Source organism: Bradyrhizobium sp. 482_C4_N1_8, from assembly GCF_052075965.1.
Taxonomy (GTDB): Bacteria; Pseudomonadota; Alphaproteobacteria; order Rhizobiales; family Xanthobacteraceae; genus Bradyrhizobium; species Bradyrhizobium barranii.
Map to the genome: position 1 here is coordinate 3104674 of NZ_CP197231.1, position 15285 is coordinate 3119958.

Genomic DNA, 15285 nt, shown 5'->3' on the forward strand with positions numbered 1-15285 from the left:
CGCATCCCGCTCTGACTGGCGAGGCACCGGGAGAGTCTTCGCGGCCTGTGCACGCCTAAAGCCGTTTGCCTTGCCACTTTTTCCACGGCAATATGCCCGCAAAACAACCATGAGGACGGGAAAAGAAAATGGCGGCTCCCATCAAGTTCGGCGTTGGCCAAAGCGTGCTGCGCAAGGAGGATGACGCGCTCATCCGCGGCAAGGGCCGCTATACCGACGATTATGCGCCGCAGGCCGCGCTTCGCTGCCTGATGCTGCGCTCGCCGCACGCGCATGCCAAGTACACGATCGATGCGAGCCGGGCTGGCACGCTGCCGGGCGTTGCGCTGATCCTGACCGCCGATGATGTGAAGGATCTCGGCAATCTGCCCTGCCTGTTCAACCTCGAGACCGATCCCTTCACCGGCCCGCCTTACCCGATCCTCGCCAAGGACGAGGTGCGCCATGTCGGTGATTCCATCGCCTTCGTGGTCGCCGAGACCATCGACCAGGCCCGCGACGCGATCGAGGCGATCGAGGTCAAATGGAGCCCGCTGCCGGCGGTGACCGGCGTCGTCAACGCGGTCAAGAAGGGCGCGCCGCAGGTCTGGCCGGACAAGGCCGGCAATGTGCTGTTCGACGTCTCGATCGGCGACAAGGCGGCGACCGAAGCTGCCTTTGCGAAGGCGCATGCGGTCGCCGAAATCAACATCGTCAATCCGCGCGTGGTCGCGAGCTTCATGGAGGCGCGCGCGGCGGTCTGCGAATACGACGCCAAGCGCGATCATCTGACGCTGACGGTCGGCAGCCAGGGCAGCCATCGCCTGCGCGACATCCTCTGCCAGAACGTGCTCAACATCCCGACCGAGAAGATGCGGGTGATCTGCCCCGACGTCGGCGGCGGTTTTGGCACGAAGCTGTTTCCGTACCGCGAATACGCCTTGATGGCGGTCGCCGCGCGGCAGCTCAAGAAAGCAGTGAAATGGGCGGCCGACCGCACCGAGCACTTCATGGGCGACGCGCAGGGCCGCGACAACGTCACCACCGCCAAGATGGCGCTGGCCGAGGACGGCAAATTCCTCGCGATGGATTGCGACCTGATGGGCGACATGGGCGCGTATCTGTCGACCTTCGGCCCCTACATTCCGCATGGCGGCGCCGGCATGCTGCCGGGCCTCTACGACATCCAGGCCTTCCACTGCCGGGTGCGCACCATCTTCACCAACAGCGTGCCGGTCGACGCCTATCGCGGCGCGGGCCGTCCCGAGGCCGCTTACGTCATCGAACGCCTCGTGGACGCCTGTGCGCGAAAACTCGACATGACGCCGGACGCCATCCGCCGCAAGAATTTCATTCCGCCGAAGGCACTGCCCTACAAGACGGCCACGGGCAAGGTCTATGATTCCGGCGATTTCGCCGCGCATCTCAAGCGCGCGATGGAGATCGGCGAGTGGAAGGAATTTCCGAAGCGCGCCAAGGCAGCCAAGAAGAATGGCCTGATCCGCGGCATTGGCCTTGCGAGCTATGTCGAGATCTGCGGCGTGATGGGCGAGGAGACCGCCAATGTGCGACTCGATCCCAGCGGCGACGTCACCGTCCTGATCGGCACACAGTCGAGCGGGCAGGGCCACCAGACGGCTTATGCGCAGATCGTCGCCGAGCAGTTCGGCCTGCCGCCGGAGCGCGTGCACGTGCGCCAGGGCGACACCGACGAGATCGCCACGGGGCTCGGCACCGGCGGCTCGGCCTCGATCCCGTCAGGAGGCGTCAGCGTCGAGCGCGCCACGCGCGAGCTTGGGCAGAAGCTGAAGGAGATCGCGGCGCAGGCGATGGAAGCCAGTGCCGGCGACCTCGAGCTCTCCGACGGCGTCGTGCGGATCGCCGGCACCGACCGTTCGATGTCGTTCGCCGATCTCGCCAAGCGCGGGAGCGCCGATCCATCGAAGCTTAACGGCAGCGCGACCTTTGCCAGCGCCGACGGCACCTATCCGAACGGCACGCATCTGGCGGAAGTCGAGATCGATCCGGCCACCGGCATCATCAAGATCGTCAACTACGTGATCGTCGACGATTTCGGCAAGACGCTCAATCCGCTGCTTTTGGCGGGCCAGGTGCATGGCGGCGCCATGCAGGGTATCGGCCAGGCGCTGATGGAGCAGGTGGTCTACGGCGCCACTGACGGGCAACTGATCACCGCGACCTTCATGGACTACGCGCTGCCGCGCGCGGCTGATGGTCCGGACTTCGTATTCGAGACCAGCAACGTTCCCTGCACGACCAATCCGCTGGGCGTGAAGGGGGCGGGCGAGGCCGGCGCGATCGGCTCCTGTCCGGCCGTCGTCAACGCCATCGTCGACGGGCTCTGGCGCGAATACAAGATCGACCACATCGACATGCCGGCCACCCCGGAGCGGGTGTGGATCGCCGTCAACGAGCACCACCGCCGTCACAGCCTTTAATCTCGAGCTCGACCAAATAATCCATAGTGCGACGATCTATCGCCGCGCTTTGGATGGAATGAACTCTGCCAATCGGTGTTGGCCCAATGTGGGGTCAGCACGATCCTGTCTCAGGGAAAGGGATTTTGCGAATGAAGCGAGTGTTGGTTGTTGGGGGCGCGCTGCTGCTCGGCATGGGCGCGGTTTGGGCGCAGCAGGACTCCGTCAAGGAGGTCCAGACCCTCATGAAGGGCAACGGCAAGAACGCCGGCGCGGTTGCGGCGATCGTCAAGGGCGAGAAGCCTTACGACCAGGCCACGGTGGACAGCGCGCTGGCGCAGTTCGCGGATACGGCCAAGAAGCTGCCAAACCTGTTCCCGGCGAGCGCAAAGGGCCAGAAGCCCGAGGGCGACTACAGCGCCTCGCCGAAGATCTGGGAGGACAAGGCCGGCTTCGACGCCAAGATCGCAAGCTTCGCCAAGGTCGTCGGCGAGGCCAAGGGCAAGATCAAGGACCTCGATTCGCTCAAGGCGACTTTTCCCGCGGTCGGCAAGGAATGCGGCGGCTGCCACGAGACCTTTCGTGTGAAGAACAGCTGACGCGGAGTCGGCAAAAAGTGAGGGCGGATGCGCACGGCATCCGCCCTTTTTGCGTTGTGCGCGGGCGCCTCGGTTGACTCGTACGCCTTTTCGGTCGGACGCGCATCTGGGCGGATCGAAGGCGAGCGTATTGCTCAGCCGGCTCCCGATGCTTTTCGAGCGGCAGGCTTGCGAGTCTCTTTTTCGAGTAACCACCCCAAAGCCTTCGCTGGGTTCAACCAGCGCACCTCATCGATCTGTTCGGCGAGCGTCAGCGCATGAACGGTCAGTACCTCAATGTCCTGAGGATCGACGTCCGCCTTTTCCAGCACGTGTATGCACCGGTTGATCGCCGCCAGATCGAGCTGAAGTTGCTCGACACTTGAGTGGTGATGTTTGGCCCCCACGACTTTCCATGGTCTCCTTGCGCGCACTTTTTTCTCCTCATACGCGGTCACGCCTTCGTGAGTGCAGTTTGTGGCGGCAACACGAAAATGGATGGACGGAATCGGGGATGTTTGCGGGCGGCCCGTCAAAGGTAGGGCAGCAGCGGGGGAGGCTTGGACCATTGCGTTGAGGTGCCTCGGTTACCGAGGCATCGATTCGTCGAACCACACCAAAGGCAAAATTTGTTTGCGAGGCCTGGCTGATCGCTGTCGGGGCGCCACGTATGAGCTTATCTTCAACCGCAGCCGCTGCGACGTTGACGAGAGTTGTTGGATGCAGGCGCATCCGAGTCGTGTGCTTCGATCGCAGAGTTCCAATTCGCGGCGAGAATCTGAATCAAAACAGCGAGGCAGGCCATGGTCAAACCGTTCCCGTCGAAGACGCACATCGGCAACCATATGCTGCATCCTGAAACGCTGATGCTGACCTATGGCTATGATCCGCAATTGTCGGAAGGCGCCATCAAGCCGCCGGTGTTCCTGACGTCCACCTTCGTGTTCAAGACGGCCGACGACGGGCAGGACTTCTTCGATTTCGTCGCCGGCCGGCGCGAGCCGCCGGAAGGGATGGGCGCGGGGCTGGTCTATTCGCGCTTCAATCACCCCAACAGCGAAATCGTCGAGGACAGGCTCGCGATCTACGAGCGCACCGAGAGCTGCGCGCTGTTCTCATCCGGCATGGCGGCGATTGCAACCACGATCCTGGCGTTCGTCCGCCCCGGCGATGTCATCCTGCACTCCCAGCCGCTCTATGGCGGGACGGAAACCCTGCTGACGAACACGCTTGCGCGCCTGTCGATCGGCGCCGTCGGCTTCGCCGATGGCGTTGATGAAGCGGCGGTCAGCCAGGCCTCGGAGGAGGCCATGCGCAAGGGCCGGGTCTCGATGATTTTGATCGAAACTCCGGCCAACCCGACCAACGGGCTGGTCGACGTCGCGATGATGCGCCGTGTCGCCGAAGCCATCGGAAAGACCCAGGGGCACATTCCAATCATCGCCTGCGACAATACGCTGCTCGGTCCGGTGTTTCAGCGGCCGATCGAGCATGGTGCGGACATTTCCCTGTACTCGCTTACGAAATATGTCGGCGGTCATTCGGACCTGATCGCGGGTGCCGCGCTCGGCGCGAAGGCGATCGTGAAGGGCATCAAAGCGCTCCGCGGCGCGATCGGCACCCAGCTCGATCCGCATTCCTGCTGGATGATCAACCGCTCGCTCGAGACGCTGAGCCTGCGCATGGAGAAGGCGGACAGCAACGCGCGCCTCGTGGCGGACTATTTGCGCGATCACCCCAAGGTGGCCAAGGTTCACTATCTCGGCCATCTCGAGAAGGCTTCGCCGGCCGGAATGGTGTTTGCGCGGCAATGCCTGGGGGCGGGCTCCACCTTCTCGTTCGACATCGTCGGCGGCAAGGACGCGGCGGTGAAATTCCTCAACGCGCTGCAAATCCTCAAGCTGGCGGTGAGTCTTGGCGGAACGGAGTCGCTTGCGAGCCTGCCTGCAACCATGACCCATTCCGGCGTTCCCGCCGACATCCGCCGCAAAATCGGTGTGCTTGATTCCACGATCCGGCTGTCGATCGGCATCGAAAACCCGTCGGACCTGATCGCGGACCTCACACAGGCGCTGAACGCGGCTTGAGGGCGTAGCCCCGACATTGCCGAAGCGTCCCCAAGCAACGCAATGAGGTCGGCCATGCCGCCGCTCGCGCGAGCCAAGGTGCCAAGCCGTTGGTCAGGCTGGTGTCCCCTGGCAGGCCGAATGGCTCCGGACTTACGCTCCGCGCGAATGGCTCACGATGTCTCGCGGGTCGATATCGCGGCTGGAGGCAACGTAGTCGATCTCGCCGCGCGTCGTGCCGATGTCCATCAACTCCCGGTCACTCAAGCCGGACAACGTGCCGCGCACTCTCTGGCGATCGCGACGTGCCTGAAAGACATCCCAGTACTTCCAGATCAGGCCGCGGACATGCCGGGACGATATGGACGCCCGTTCCGGCCACATTGTACCTTGGATCAGGGTCATTGCAGTGCCTTCGGAGGGTGTTTTTCACCCCGAGAAGGTGCCCGAAGACCGACGCGCGTGCTTGACCGACAGCTTACATTTTTCCTACCGGCAGCTTATTCTTGCGACGTCCAGCGGGCCAAAAAGCCCACCCCGGTCGCCCCGGAGGGCTCACCCAAGGGATTCGCACCGTGCGCTATCTCTTTGAGGAGTATGCATTCGACGCCGGTCGGCGAGAGCTGCATCGCGGAGCGGATCGGATCTCAGTTACGCCACTGGTGTTCGATCTCCTCGATTACCTGATCCGCAACAGGGAGCGCGTCGTAGGCAAGGATGAACTCATCGATGCCATTTGGCAGGGGCGCTGCGTGTCCGATGCCGCGCTGACGACCCGCCTCAACAGTGCGCGATGCGCGATCGGGGATTCTGGCGAAGAGCAGCGGCTGATAAGAACCCTGCCACGCAGGGGCTTCCGCTTCGTGGGTCAGGTCCGGGAAACGCTTGCCGCCGAGGGCGCAGCGGCCGCCGACGGCGGAGCCGAGACGCCGAAACCTGCGCTCTCGCTCCCCGACAAACCCTCGATCGCGGTCCTTCCATTCGCCAACCTGTGCCCGGATCCGGAGCAGGACTATTTTGCCGACGGTATGGTCGAGGACATCATTTCGGGACTGTCGCGTTCGAAGTCTCTTTTCGTCATCGCGCGACATTCGACTCTGGCCTACAAGGGCAGGGCGATCGACGTCAAACAGATCGGTCAGGAGTTGGGCGTTCGCTACGTGCTCGAAGGCAGTGTGCGCAAGGCCGGCAATCGAGTCCGAATTGCCGGTCAGTTGATCGACGCGACGACCGGCCTGAATCTCTGGACGGACCGGTTTGACAGTGAGATCGAAGATCTTTTCGACCTGCAGGATCGGCTGACGAGCAGCGTCATCGGCGCAATCTCCCCGCGACTGGAGCGCGCCGAAATCGAGCGCGCCCAACGCCAGCCGACCGACAACCTTCAGGCTTACGACTATTATCTTCGGGCATTTGCCTCCTTCTTCAAATTCACCGAGGAAGCAAGCATCGAGGCTATCGAGCTCGCAAAAACTGCCCGCGAGATCGATCCCGAATTCGCGCGTGCATACGCGCTCGGCGCCCGTTGCTATGTCCTGAGGAATGTTTTCGACTGGATCACTGATGAAGCCCAAGAACACAGTGAAGCCGCGCGGCTGGCGAGGCGGGCGGTCGAGCTTGACCCGAACGATCCGTCGGTGCTTGCGATGGCCGGACACGCGCTCTCCCAGGTGGCAGGCGAGGTCGAGGAAGGCGATGCTCTTCTCGTGCGCGCGATAAAGCTGGACCCAAACCTCGTCATCGCACGACATTGGAACGGTTGGAGCCAACTCTGGCTTGGTCGTGGTGACGCCGCAATCGAGCAGTTCAACACCGCATTGCGTTTGAACCCGCTTCATCCGCATGGGGGCGCCAATGCCCAGACGGGCTTGGCTTACGCTCATTTTCTTGCTGACCGTCATGATGACGCCTTGGCTTGCGCGGCAGCCGCCATCAGGCTGATACCGATCTTTCCGCCTGCGCAATTCATTCTGGCGGCATGCCATGCGGCGTCAGACCGGGTTGGGGAAGCCCGGCGGATTTGCGACCGTGCGATGCAACTATGTCCCAATAAGCGTATCGATGCCTACACACGGCGATACCGCCGACGGGAAGATGTCGAAAAGCTGACGCAAGCGCTCCGGGTTGCCGGCATGCCGGAATGAGCGTGCGCGGCCGCCTCGCGGCGTGCGGAATCGAAAAGGCCGGACGCTCCCTCCGGCGCCCGGCCTTCGCGTACGAAGCAGCCTTGAGGTTACTTCGTCACCTGGCCGCGGATCTCGCCGCCCGGATTGGCCGCGGTGTGGATGTTGACGTAGAGCTTGCCGGCGAGCAGGTCAGCGGCCTGCGCATCGGTCAGCGTCGCCGAGCCCTCGACCGGGCTGGAGGTCGCATTCGGGATCGCGACCGCGACGCCGGCGTTCTTGCCGGCCTCGGCCGGCCCGTGGAAGTGGGCGGCTGTTGCCGGGCCGGACAGACCGGAATAGGTGACCTTCCAGGACAGCTTCTTGCTGGCGGCATCATAGTCCAGATCGGCGGTTCCGGTGCCGCTGGTGGTAGTTGCTGGCACCTCGGACTTGCCGTCGAGCGTTGCTTTCAGCTTTTCGGCGCCGGCGGGGGCTGCAAAAGCTGCGGCGCCCAGCGCGACCATGGCGATGACGGTCTTGTTCATGACATTCTCCCTGAGACCTCGTTGGCCTGCCAACCTTCCAACATTGGCCGTTTCAGTTTATTCCCGTATCCGGCCGGGGCGGGCTAAATTCTTCGTGGCTGGAGCCGCGTGGACATCGGTCATAAGTTCGCGGCAAGCAATGAATGGATCTGCATGTTGCAACGAACAATTGTCGTGGCGCTGCTTGCCGCGGTCGCTGCTGTGGGCGTCTATTGGTGGCTCAGCGCGCCGGTGGTGGCGGCCGGTGCCGCCGCAGCGCCTACCCATGTCCCCAATCTCGCCAATGGCGAGGTGATGTTCAACGCCGGCGGATGCACGTCCTGCCATGCCGTCCCCGACCAGCCCGATCGCACCAGGCTCGGCGGCGGCGTCGCGATCAAGTCGCCGTTCGGAACGTTCTACGCGCCGAACATCTCCTCCGATCCGACCTACGGCATCGGCAAATGGACCGACGCCGATTTCGTCAACGCGGTCATGCATGGGGTCTCGCCGGACGGACAGCATTATTTCCCGGCCTTTCCCTACACGTCCTATCAGCACGCCAGGCGCGAGGACGTGCTCGACCTCTTCGCCTATCTGAAAACGTTGCCGCCCGTTGCAGGCAAGGTGCGTGACCACGACGTGCGCTTTCCGTTCGACATCCGGCGTAACATCGGGATCTGGAAATTCTTGTTTATGGACGGAAAGCCCTTCGTCGCCGACGGCACGAAGTCGCCGCAATGGAATCGCGGCGCCTATCTCGTCAACAGTTTCGGCCATTGCGCCGAATGCCACAGCCCGCGCAATGCGCTTGGCGGCATTATCTCCGGAGAACGCTTTGCCGGCGGCCCCAATCCGGAAGGCGAGGGCTGGGTGCCCAACATCACACAGAAGCGTCTCGGCGAGTGGAGCGCGAAGGATATTGCCTATTTCCTCAAGACCGGCGAATTGCCCGACGGCGACAGTGTCGGCAGCGCGATGACGCGCGTGATCAAGAACACCTCGCAATTGCCGGACGAGGATCTCGCGGCGATGGCGGATTACATCAAATCGCTGCCGCCGGTGGACGGGCCGCCGCGGCCGAAACGCAAGGAAGGCAGCTAGTCTAGGGTATGTAGCGGAAGTATGCGGCTTTTTGGGGAGGCTCAGGGAAGCCCCGGATTTCAACTAGCCGTGGTGGAGGCTTGCCTTCCATAAGTAGTATCGCAAGATCGTTAAGCACATTTCGTGTTGTGGCGAACGTGTTATGATTTAGTCCGAACAGTTCATCTCCAATTAGACTGACATCAATCGTCCAAAGTCCAGGCAAAACAACTGGCCCGGCATCAGGTACATCTCCTGCGCGCGGGATACCTCCGGCAATACGCTTCGATAGCTGCAAGGCCTTGTCGTTCTTGGATGCGTAAAGTGTAAGCCCCTTAGTGACCTTTGCAACGCCGGAGATGTCTTGAACAAACATGTCTCGGTCCACATCGGGGGCGACCATAATCAACTGCGCGATAGCCGTGGGTGATCGTGTCGCGGCGCTATTTGATAGGGCCTCAACTGCGATCAAGTTCCCCATACTGTGAGCTATCACATCGATGTTGTCATATCCGGCTTTGTAAAGATCGTCGATCACGCGAAGAAAGGCCGTGCGCGAAGCCAACGCGCTTTCTTTGTCATAGAGATAGTCCGCGATATCCCCGCGAGACGGCCATGAGAATAAGATTGTGGTGCCTCTGAACTGAAGATCCCAAGTTATCTGCGCTGCCCGGAAGACGGCGTCGCGGAATTTGGTATTGAAGCCATGGACAAACACGAGAGCCTTTCTCTTCTTCGTTGACGCTAGCGTTTTTATCCATTTCGCTTCGTCTGTTTTCTCGATGCTGCGAATAGTAAAATGCTTCGTTGGGTCAAGTGTGTCTCTTCTCAACTTAAATCCGAAGAGCTTAAGGCTCGAGGGCAATTCTATGTTTCCGATGTGGTGTCCTTCAGGCACCCGGACGCGAACGATCCCGACACTCAGATCAGGGTTGCGCTCGCCTGTGTAGCCGCTGACAGCAGTCCAGCCGTTTAAGCTGTAGACAGGAGGTCCATCGCTTGTGAATGCGGGCTGGGGATGGCCTTCGACATCGGGGGGAGTGTCCGACTGTTTGCGGTTCGTTGCATAGAAAAACTCAACGATACGTGTGTCGATTTTGGAGTCTTGCGCTGCGTTTTCTAAGGATTTGTCCGTATCGTTAGCCCCACTCGCTGTACTTTGATTCCCTTTCTGAATTGCACCGCCTTGGATATCCGGGTCTATTTTAGTGCCGCCGGGTTTAATCGTCGGCTTGATCGGGGCTACTATCACATCAAAAGGCGCGCGCCATGGCTCATCATCTGCCAGCGTGATGGGCCTAAACCTCTCGATAGAAATCCGTTGAATTGAGTTGGGATCAGTGAGGAACTTCCAGTAACTCTCGTACTGTGTGTTCTGAATCAAAAAAGTCACGCTATTTGGTTCGCGCTCGCGCTCCGATGCCGATAGGCAGCCTCGTAGCCGGTCCGAAAAGCGAGCGTATCTCCCAACGAAATTTTTGGCAGCTTCCGGCTGAACAATTTCCGGCATTCGCTCTGGGGCCTTCCGCGAAAACGCTTCGCAAATCTGAAGGACGTCTCGCTCGGCGACGATCGGTTGCGCGTAGCTGCTCCCGAAGCCCGTTGCGAAAGCAATTGACCAAACAGCCAAGTATTTTAACCAATGCTGGGGCACGGCACTCCCCTCAAAATGAAAATGCAAGAGACCGAGCAGGCGTTCGTCGCGGAGTTTCTCTTCGTCCAGTGGGGGCTCCCGAGCGGCCCCGCTCGGTAGTATGCAGTCGTCGTCGGACTTCGGCTGTTGAGAGTTGGGAAGGTCGGGCCTCATTGCCGCGCTCCAGCAAAGGTATTGCAGCTCTTCACCAATCCAGTTGCGTAACCGACATCGAACCAATGATGGCGCTGCGCGGCGCTGCCATGAGTGAACGAGTCAGGCACTACGTACCCCAAGGCACTTTTCTGCAGGGTGTCATTGCCCAGTGCTTCTGTCGTTCGAATTGCCGCTGCTATGTCGCTCGCGTTGATCTTCGCTTTCTCTTTAATTTTACGCGCCCAAATGCCGGCGAGACAATCGGCCTGCAACTCGAGAAGAACTTGTAACCGGTTTCTCTCCGCCTCCGTTTCCATGCTCTCTTGGAGCTGGCGCACTTTTGGCATAATTCCCAGCAAGTTCTGAACGTGATGTCCGATTTCGTGGGCTATCACATAGGCCTGAGGAAGTTGACAGTCGGCGCCGCTCGAATCGCAGGCATGAAGTTCAGTCTGCATCTCTTGGAAGAACGAAAGGTCGAGGTAGACCTTCTGATCATCAGGACAATAGAATGGTCCCATGATTTTCTCGGCTAATCCGCAGGCTGCGTAGGTGGCGCTTGTGTACAGGACGAGACGGGGTGGCCGATAAGTTAGGCGATCGGATGCGAAGATTGCCTGCCAGACCTCCTCCGTGCTGCCCAGAACTCGCGAAACGAAGAGATACATCTTGTCGCGCGGTGCACCGGTCTGGTCGCCCGACTTCGCTGGAAGCTCAGCATAATGCCACTCGGCTTGCGCGTCATCGCTACTCGTTGTTGCCGTGAATCCTTCACCGAATAGGCGAGCCCGCATGAAGCTGCCAACCTCGATCTGTTCAGTTTGAGCCACGCCATGACGTTGGAGCGGCTGGACGGTTATTGGCTCGTGATAGCCGACCGTCATTTCCGTCGGAGGAGTAAATACAACTGAACCCGGACCAATCTTGTCGACTTGGTTACGGAGGATGGCAGCGGGGTCTATCGGTCCTGGGCGAACTGCCCAGGCTAAGCCGCCTGTGCAAAGCGCCCAGACAGCAACAGCTATCGAAACAAGCGGTCCTTTGGGCATTGCCGGCCCCCGGCGCTCACGATCCGTGCGAAAAGAGCATTCCAGGGTTGTATGTTCAATGAAATGTTTCACACTTTGCGCGCGGCATAAGTGCACGCGGTCGGGGGCCGAATTGTTCCTCCGCGGACCTAAGCGCGTGGGCTACGATGCAAAGGCCCCAACCGCTTGGAGACTATCCGTTTTTTGACCGGACATTGGCGCGATGTCGACGCGGCCGTCATCGATGAAGCGCGTTGAGCCTTGCCAGCGCAAGAGGGTGTCGAGCGCTGGATGATGTGCGCGATGGTTAAAATCCGAAGAACTCACTTTGAGCACAATTGGTCCGCTGCGCTGTCTCGGAAGCGGACTTTCCATCCGGCCCTCTGTGAGTGCAAACCCTAGCTTGCGCCAAACGCCTTGAAGGTGATGATGGTGAGGGTGTCCTGGATGCCCGGCAGCACCTGCACCTTCTCGTTGATGAAGTGGCCGATGTCGGTGTCCTTGTCGACGTAGAACTTCACCAGCAAATCGTAATGGCCGGCCGTGGAGTAGATCTCGGAGGCGATCTCGGCTTCGGCAAGCGCGTTGGCGACCGTGTAGGACTGGCCGAGCTTGCATTTGATCTGGACGAAAAAAGGAACCATTGCAGTCACTCCGAAGCATATCTGGCGGCTAATAGGCCAAAACCGGCCGGATTTAGCAAGCGAACTTGCGGGCGACCGGGGTGCGCGCTAGGACGGGGCGATGGCCTCAAAAACGCGGAAAATCGCCCCATGACGACGCCTGTGGCGCTCACCATCGCCGGCTCCGATTCGAGCGGCGGCGCCGGCATCCAGGCCGACCTGAAGACCTTTGCCGCGTTCGGCGTCTATGGCGCCTCCGCCATCACGGCGCTGACGGCGCAGAACACAAAAGGCGTCACCGGCATCCACGCGGTGCCTGCCGACTTCGTCACCGCGCAGATCGATGCCGTGTTTTCCGATCTCGAGGTCGGCGCGGTGAAGATCGGCATGGTGGCGCAGGCCGCCAGCATCGATGCGATCGCAGCGGCGCTGTCGCGCTGGAAGCCGGGGCATATCGTGCTCGATCCCGTGATGGTCGCAACCTCGGGCGATCGCCTGCTCGCCGCGGAGGCCGTGGAAGCCCTGCGCAGGAAGCTGATGCCGCTGGCGTCGGTGATCACGCCCAACCTGCCCGAGGCCGCGGCTCTGCTCGACGAGCCCGTCGCGACACGCGAGGCCGAGATCGAGAGCCAGGGGCGCCGGCTGCTGGCGTTGGGCTGCCGCGCGGTCCTGATCAAGGGCGGGCACGGCGAGGGCGCCGAAAGCATCGACTATCTCGTCGAGGCCGAGAACACGATCGCGCTTGTGGCGCCGCGCGTCGCCACCCGCAACACCCACGGCACGGGGTGCTCGCTGTCCTCGGCCGTCGCGGCGGGGCTTGCCAGGGGCGAGGATCTCGCGCGGGCCGTGCGGAACGCCAAGGCCTGGATCAGCGCAGCGATCGCGGCCGCCGACCGCTTCAGCGTCGGCCACGGCCACGGGCCGATCCATCATTTCCACAAATTTTACTGATCCGGGCCGCGAGCGCACCGCCGGCGGCGCGCGGGACCGCTGCCGTTAACCTGTTCAGCCATCGGTTCCGGGGTCTTGCGGAGGCCGTTGCGGCGTCATGTCGCCTGATTGTCGCATGCGACTGATATTCGCGGGGCGGGCGAGGCGAGGTTTGATTCGTATCCGAGGGTGCCTCAAAGGTTCATTGGTCATCCCCCTGTCACGGGATATTGTTACAGGCTGTCGCATGGGAAGTTACGATGTGAGTGACGAGGGCCCTGAAAGGCGCTTTCGCACGTTGTTCATCTCCGACGTTCATCTCGGAGCCCGCGGTTCTCAAGCCGACCTTCTGCTCGACTTCCTTCGCTACCACGATGCCGATACGATCTATCTCGTCGGCGATATCGTCGACGGCTGGGCGCTGAAATCGAGCTGGCACTGGCCGCAGTCGCATAACGACCTGGTCCAGAAGCTGCTGCGCAAGGCGCGGAAGGGCGCCAAGGTCATCTACATTCCCGGCAATCACGACGAATTCCTGCGCAACTATTACGGCACGCATTTCGGCGGCATCGACGTCGTCGAGAACACCGTCCACACCGGCGTGGACGGCAAGCGCTACCTCGTCATCCACGGCGACATCTTCGATCTCGTGGTGCAGAACGCGCGCTGGCTCGCCCATCTCGGCGACAAGGCCTACGACTTCGCGATCCAGATGAATCGCTTCGTCAACTTCTTCCGGCGCATGTTCAAGGTGCCCTATTGGTCGCTGTCGCAATGGGCCAAGCAGAAGGTCAAGAACGCCGTCAACTATATCGGCGCGTTCGAGCAGGCGCTCGCCGCCGAAGCGCGGCGTCACGACGCCGACGGCGTGATCTGCGGCCACATCCACTATGCCGTGATCCGCGACGAGGCCGGCATCCGCTACATGAACTGCGGCGACTGGGTCGAGAGCTGCACGGCGCTGGTCGAGCATGACGACGGTCATTTCGAGATCATCACCTGGGCAGATCAGGCGCGGAAGCCGGCACAGGTCCCGCAGGTCGCAGCAAGGGCCGCTTGATGCGCATCCTGGTCGCGACCGACGCCTGGCACCCGCAAGTCAATGGTGTGGTTCGGACGCTGACCAAGCTCGCAGACGCCGCCAAGGGGCTCGGCGTCGAGTTCACGTTCCTGACGCCGCAATCGTTCCGCACCTTTGCGATGCCGAGCTACCGCGACGTGCGGCTCGCCATGCCGCGCCCGGCGCGAATCGCGAAGCTGATCGAAGAGGCGCGCCCCGACAGCATCCACATCGCGACGGAGGGGCCGATCGGCCTGATGGTCCGCCGCTACTGCCGCCAGCGCAAGCTGCCGTTCACGAGCAGCTTCCACACCCGCTTTCCCGAATATGTCCGCGCCCGCGTGCCGGTTCCGGAATCCCTGATCTGGCGGGCGCTGCGCCGATTTCACGCGCCCAGCCGCGCCGTGATGGCGGCGACGCCTGCGCTCGCCCGCGAGCTTGGTGAACGTGGCTTCGACAACGTCGTGCTGTGGCCGCGCGGCGTCGACACGAGCCTGTTCCACCCCCGTGGGATCGACCTCTGCCTGCCGGCGCCAGTGTTTCTCTCGGTCGGCCGGATCGCGGTGGAGAAGAATCTCGAGGCGTTTCTCGATCTCGATCTGCCCGGCACCAAGGTGATCGTCGGCGACGGCCCGGCGCGGGTCGCGCTGGAAGAAGCCTATCCGGATGCGATCTTCCTGGGCGAGAAGCACGGCGAGGCGCTGGCGGCAATCTATGCTGCGGCCGACGTGTTCGTGTTCCCCAGCAAGACCGACACGTTCGGCCTGGTCCTGCTGGAAGCGCTCGCCAGCGGCCTGCCGGTCGCGGCCTTCCCGGTGAAGGGCCCTCGCGACGTGATCGGCGATGCACCGGTCGGCGCCCTCGATCATGATCTGCGCAACGCCTGCTTCGCGGCGCTCGACGTCTCCCGGCAGGACTGCGTCGAATTCGCCGCCAATTACACCTGGGAGGCCTCGGCGAGGGCGTTTGTGGACAGCATCAAGGCGGTTGGCGCGGTGCTTCCTGGCAGGAATGGGGCGGAGCCGGTTAGTTTCGTAGCCTGAAAACCAAGGTTCATCGCGCGCAGGTGTCTTGCCCCGCGC

14 protein-coding genes are annotated in these 15285 nt (G+C 61.8%); 8 read left to right on the forward strand and 6 right to left on the reverse strand.

The features are described 5' to 3' along the window. The first annotated feature begins 128 nt into the window (after positions 1 to 128). Both AB7Z56_RS14395 and AB7Z56_RS14400 read left to right on the forward strand, forming a co-directional pair. Positions 129 to 2438, forward strand: a complete 2310-nt coding sequence (locus tag AB7Z56_RS14395) for a xanthine dehydrogenase family protein molybdopterin-binding subunit (RefSeq protein ID WP_354124030.1) — start codon at positions 129 to 131, stop codon at positions 2436 to 2438. A gap of 131 nt (positions 2439 to 2569) precedes the next feature. Continuing rightward, the gene (locus AB7Z56_RS14400) at positions 2570 to 3016 is read left to right on the forward strand and encodes a c-type cytochrome (RefSeq protein WP_028153044.1); all 447 of its coding nucleotides are present in this window, start codon (positions 2570 to 2572) and stop codon (positions 3014 to 3016) included. Positions 3017 to 3150: 134 nt separating this feature from the next. Here the strand turns inward: AB7Z56_RS14400 and AB7Z56_RS14405 are convergent, their stop codons facing one another. After that, the gene (locus tag AB7Z56_RS14405) at positions 3151 to 3564 is read right to left on the reverse strand and encodes a hypothetical protein (RefSeq protein ID WP_354124031.1); all 414 of its coding nucleotides are present in this window, start codon (positions 3562 to 3564) and stop codon (positions 3151 to 3153) included. A gap of 234 nt (positions 3565 to 3798) precedes the next feature. On the opposite strand from AB7Z56_RS14405, the gene AB7Z56_RS14410 reads away from it, so the two are divergent. Further along, positions 3799 to 5082, forward strand: coding sequence for a cystathionine gamma-synthase family protein (locus AB7Z56_RS14410; protein WP_063982215.1), 1284 nt, complete (start codon positions 3799 to 3801; stop codon positions 5080 to 5082). Between the two features lie 132 nt (positions 5083 to 5214). On the opposite strand, the gene AB7Z56_RS14415 is transcribed toward AB7Z56_RS14410, so the two are convergent. Next, entirely contained in the window at positions 5215 to 5466 is a 252-nt protein-coding gene (locus AB7Z56_RS14415) for a DUF1127 domain-containing protein (RefSeq protein WP_063982216.1), read from the reverse strand. 170 nt (positions 5467 to 5636) lie between these two features. On the opposite strand from AB7Z56_RS14415, the gene AB7Z56_RS14420 reads away from it, so the two are divergent. After that, positions 5637 to 7205 carry a winged helix-turn-helix domain-containing tetratricopeptide repeat protein gene (locus AB7Z56_RS14420; RefSeq protein WP_231142351.1) on the forward strand — a complete coding sequence of 523 codons (1569 nt, stop codon included), beginning with the start codon at positions 5637 to 5639 and terminating at the stop codon, positions 7203 to 7205. Between the two features lie 89 nt (positions 7206 to 7294). Here the strand turns inward: AB7Z56_RS14420 and AB7Z56_RS14425 are convergent, their stop codons facing one another. Further along, positions 7295 to 7711: a CHRD domain-containing protein gene (locus AB7Z56_RS14425; protein ID WP_014493929.1), complete on the reverse strand. Its 417-nt coding sequence runs from the start codon at positions 7709 to 7711 to the stop codon at positions 7295 to 7297. A gap of 153 nt (positions 7712 to 7864) precedes the next feature. Between AB7Z56_RS14425 and AB7Z56_RS14430 the strand changes: the two genes are divergently transcribed. Beyond that, the gene (locus AB7Z56_RS14430) at positions 7865 to 8794 is read left to right on the forward strand and encodes a c-type cytochrome (RefSeq protein WP_063986235.1); all 930 of its coding nucleotides are present in this window, start codon (positions 7865 to 7867) and stop codon (positions 8792 to 8794) included. A gap of 1 nt (position 8795) precedes the next feature. On the opposite strand, the gene AB7Z56_RS14435 is transcribed toward AB7Z56_RS14430, so the two are convergent. The 3 genes from AB7Z56_RS14435 to AB7Z56_RS14445 all read right to left on the reverse strand — a co-directional run bounded on the left by AB7Z56_RS14435 (position 8796) and on the right by AB7Z56_RS14445 (position 12234). Further along, complete coding sequence (locus tag AB7Z56_RS14435) at positions 8796 to 10580, reverse strand: alpha/beta hydrolase (RefSeq protein WP_354124032.1); 1785 nt, start codon at positions 10578 to 10580, stop codon at positions 8796 to 8798. Then, complete coding sequence (gene ypfJ / locus AB7Z56_RS14440; protein ID WP_354124033.1) at positions 10577 to 11611, reverse strand: KPN_02809 family neutral zinc metallopeptidase; 1035 nt, start codon at positions 11609 to 11611, stop codon at positions 10577 to 10579. The genes AB7Z56_RS14435 and ypfJ overlap by 4 nt, the downstream gene beginning before the upstream one ends. 377 nt (positions 11612 to 11988) lie before the next feature. Then, entirely contained in the window at positions 11989 to 12234 is a 246-nt protein-coding gene (locus AB7Z56_RS14445) for an Lrp/AsnC ligand binding domain-containing protein (protein ID WP_014493934.1), read from the reverse strand. Between the two features lie 129 nt (positions 12235 to 12363). Between AB7Z56_RS14445 and thiD the strand changes: the two genes are divergently transcribed. From thiD to AB7Z56_RS14460, 3 genes are all read left to right on the forward strand, one after another. Beyond that, a complete protein-coding gene (thiD, locus tag AB7Z56_RS14450; RefSeq protein ID WP_063982219.1) occupies positions 12364 to 13164 on the forward strand; it encodes a bifunctional hydroxymethylpyrimidine kinase/phosphomethylpyrimidine kinase in 801 nt (266 codons plus the stop codon). 226 nt (positions 13165 to 13390) lie between these two features. Then, positions 13391 to 14203, forward strand: coding sequence for a UDP-2,3-diacylglucosamine diphosphatase (locus AB7Z56_RS14455; RefSeq protein ID WP_063982220.1), 813 nt, complete (start codon positions 13391 to 13393; stop codon positions 14201 to 14203). After that, positions 14203 to 15246, forward strand: a complete 1044-nt coding sequence (locus AB7Z56_RS14460; protein ID WP_063982221.1) for a glycosyltransferase family 4 protein — start codon at positions 14203 to 14205, stop codon at positions 15244 to 15246. The genes AB7Z56_RS14455 and AB7Z56_RS14460 overlap by 1 nt, the downstream gene beginning before the upstream one ends. The last annotated feature ends 39 nt before the right edge of the window (positions 15247 to 15285 follow it).

Excerpts from the sequence above, each read along its gene's own strand:
- AB7Z56_RS14410 (WP_063982215.1), top strand. The coding sequence starts at position 3,799 with ATGGTCAAACCGTTCCCGTCGAAGACGCACATCGGCAACCATATGCTG.
- AB7Z56_RS14425 (WP_014493929.1), bottom strand. The coding sequence starts at position 7,711 with ATGAACAAGACCGTCATCGCCATGGTCGCGCTGGGCGCCGCAGCTTTT.
- AB7Z56_RS14445 (WP_014493934.1), bottom strand. The coding sequence starts at position 12,234 with ATGGTTCCTTTTTTCGTCCAGATCAAATGCAAGCTCGGCCAGTCCTAC.
- ypfJ (WP_354124033.1), bottom strand. The coding sequence starts at position 11,611 with ATGCCCAAAGGACCGCTTGTTTCGATAGCTGTTGCTGTCTGGGCGCTT.
- AB7Z56_RS14395 (WP_354124030.1), top strand. The coding sequence starts at position 129 with ATGGCGGCTCCCATCAAGTTCGGCGTTGGCCAAAGCGTGCTGCGCAAG.
- AB7Z56_RS14430 (WP_063986235.1), top strand. The coding sequence starts at position 7,865 with ATGTTGCAACGAACAATTGTCGTGGCGCTGCTTGCCGCGGTCGCTGCT.
- AB7Z56_RS14435 (WP_354124032.1), bottom strand. The coding sequence starts at position 10,580 with ATGAGGCCCGACCTTCCCAACTCTCAACAGCCGAAGTCCGACGACGAC.
- AB7Z56_RS14455 (WP_063982220.1), top strand. The coding sequence starts at position 13,391 with ATGGGAAGTTACGATGTGAGTGACGAGGGCCCTGAAAGGCGCTTTCGC.
- AB7Z56_RS14415 (WP_063982216.1), bottom strand. The coding sequence starts at position 5,466 with ATGACCCTGATCCAAGGTACAATGTGGCCGGAACGGGCGTCCATATCG.
- AB7Z56_RS14400 (WP_028153044.1), top strand. The coding sequence starts at position 2,570 with ATGAAGCGAGTGTTGGTTGTTGGGGGCGCGCTGCTGCTCGGCATGGGC.
- AB7Z56_RS14460 (WP_063982221.1), top strand. The coding sequence starts at position 14,203 with ATGCGCATCCTGGTCGCGACCGACGCCTGGCACCCGCAAGTCAATGGT.
- AB7Z56_RS14405 (WP_354124031.1), bottom strand. The coding sequence starts at position 3,564 with ATGGTCCAAGCCTCCCCCGCTGCTGCCCTACCTTTGACGGGCCGCCCG.
- thiD (WP_063982219.1), top strand. The coding sequence starts at position 12,364 with ATGACGACGCCTGTGGCGCTCACCATCGCCGGCTCCGATTCGAGCGGC.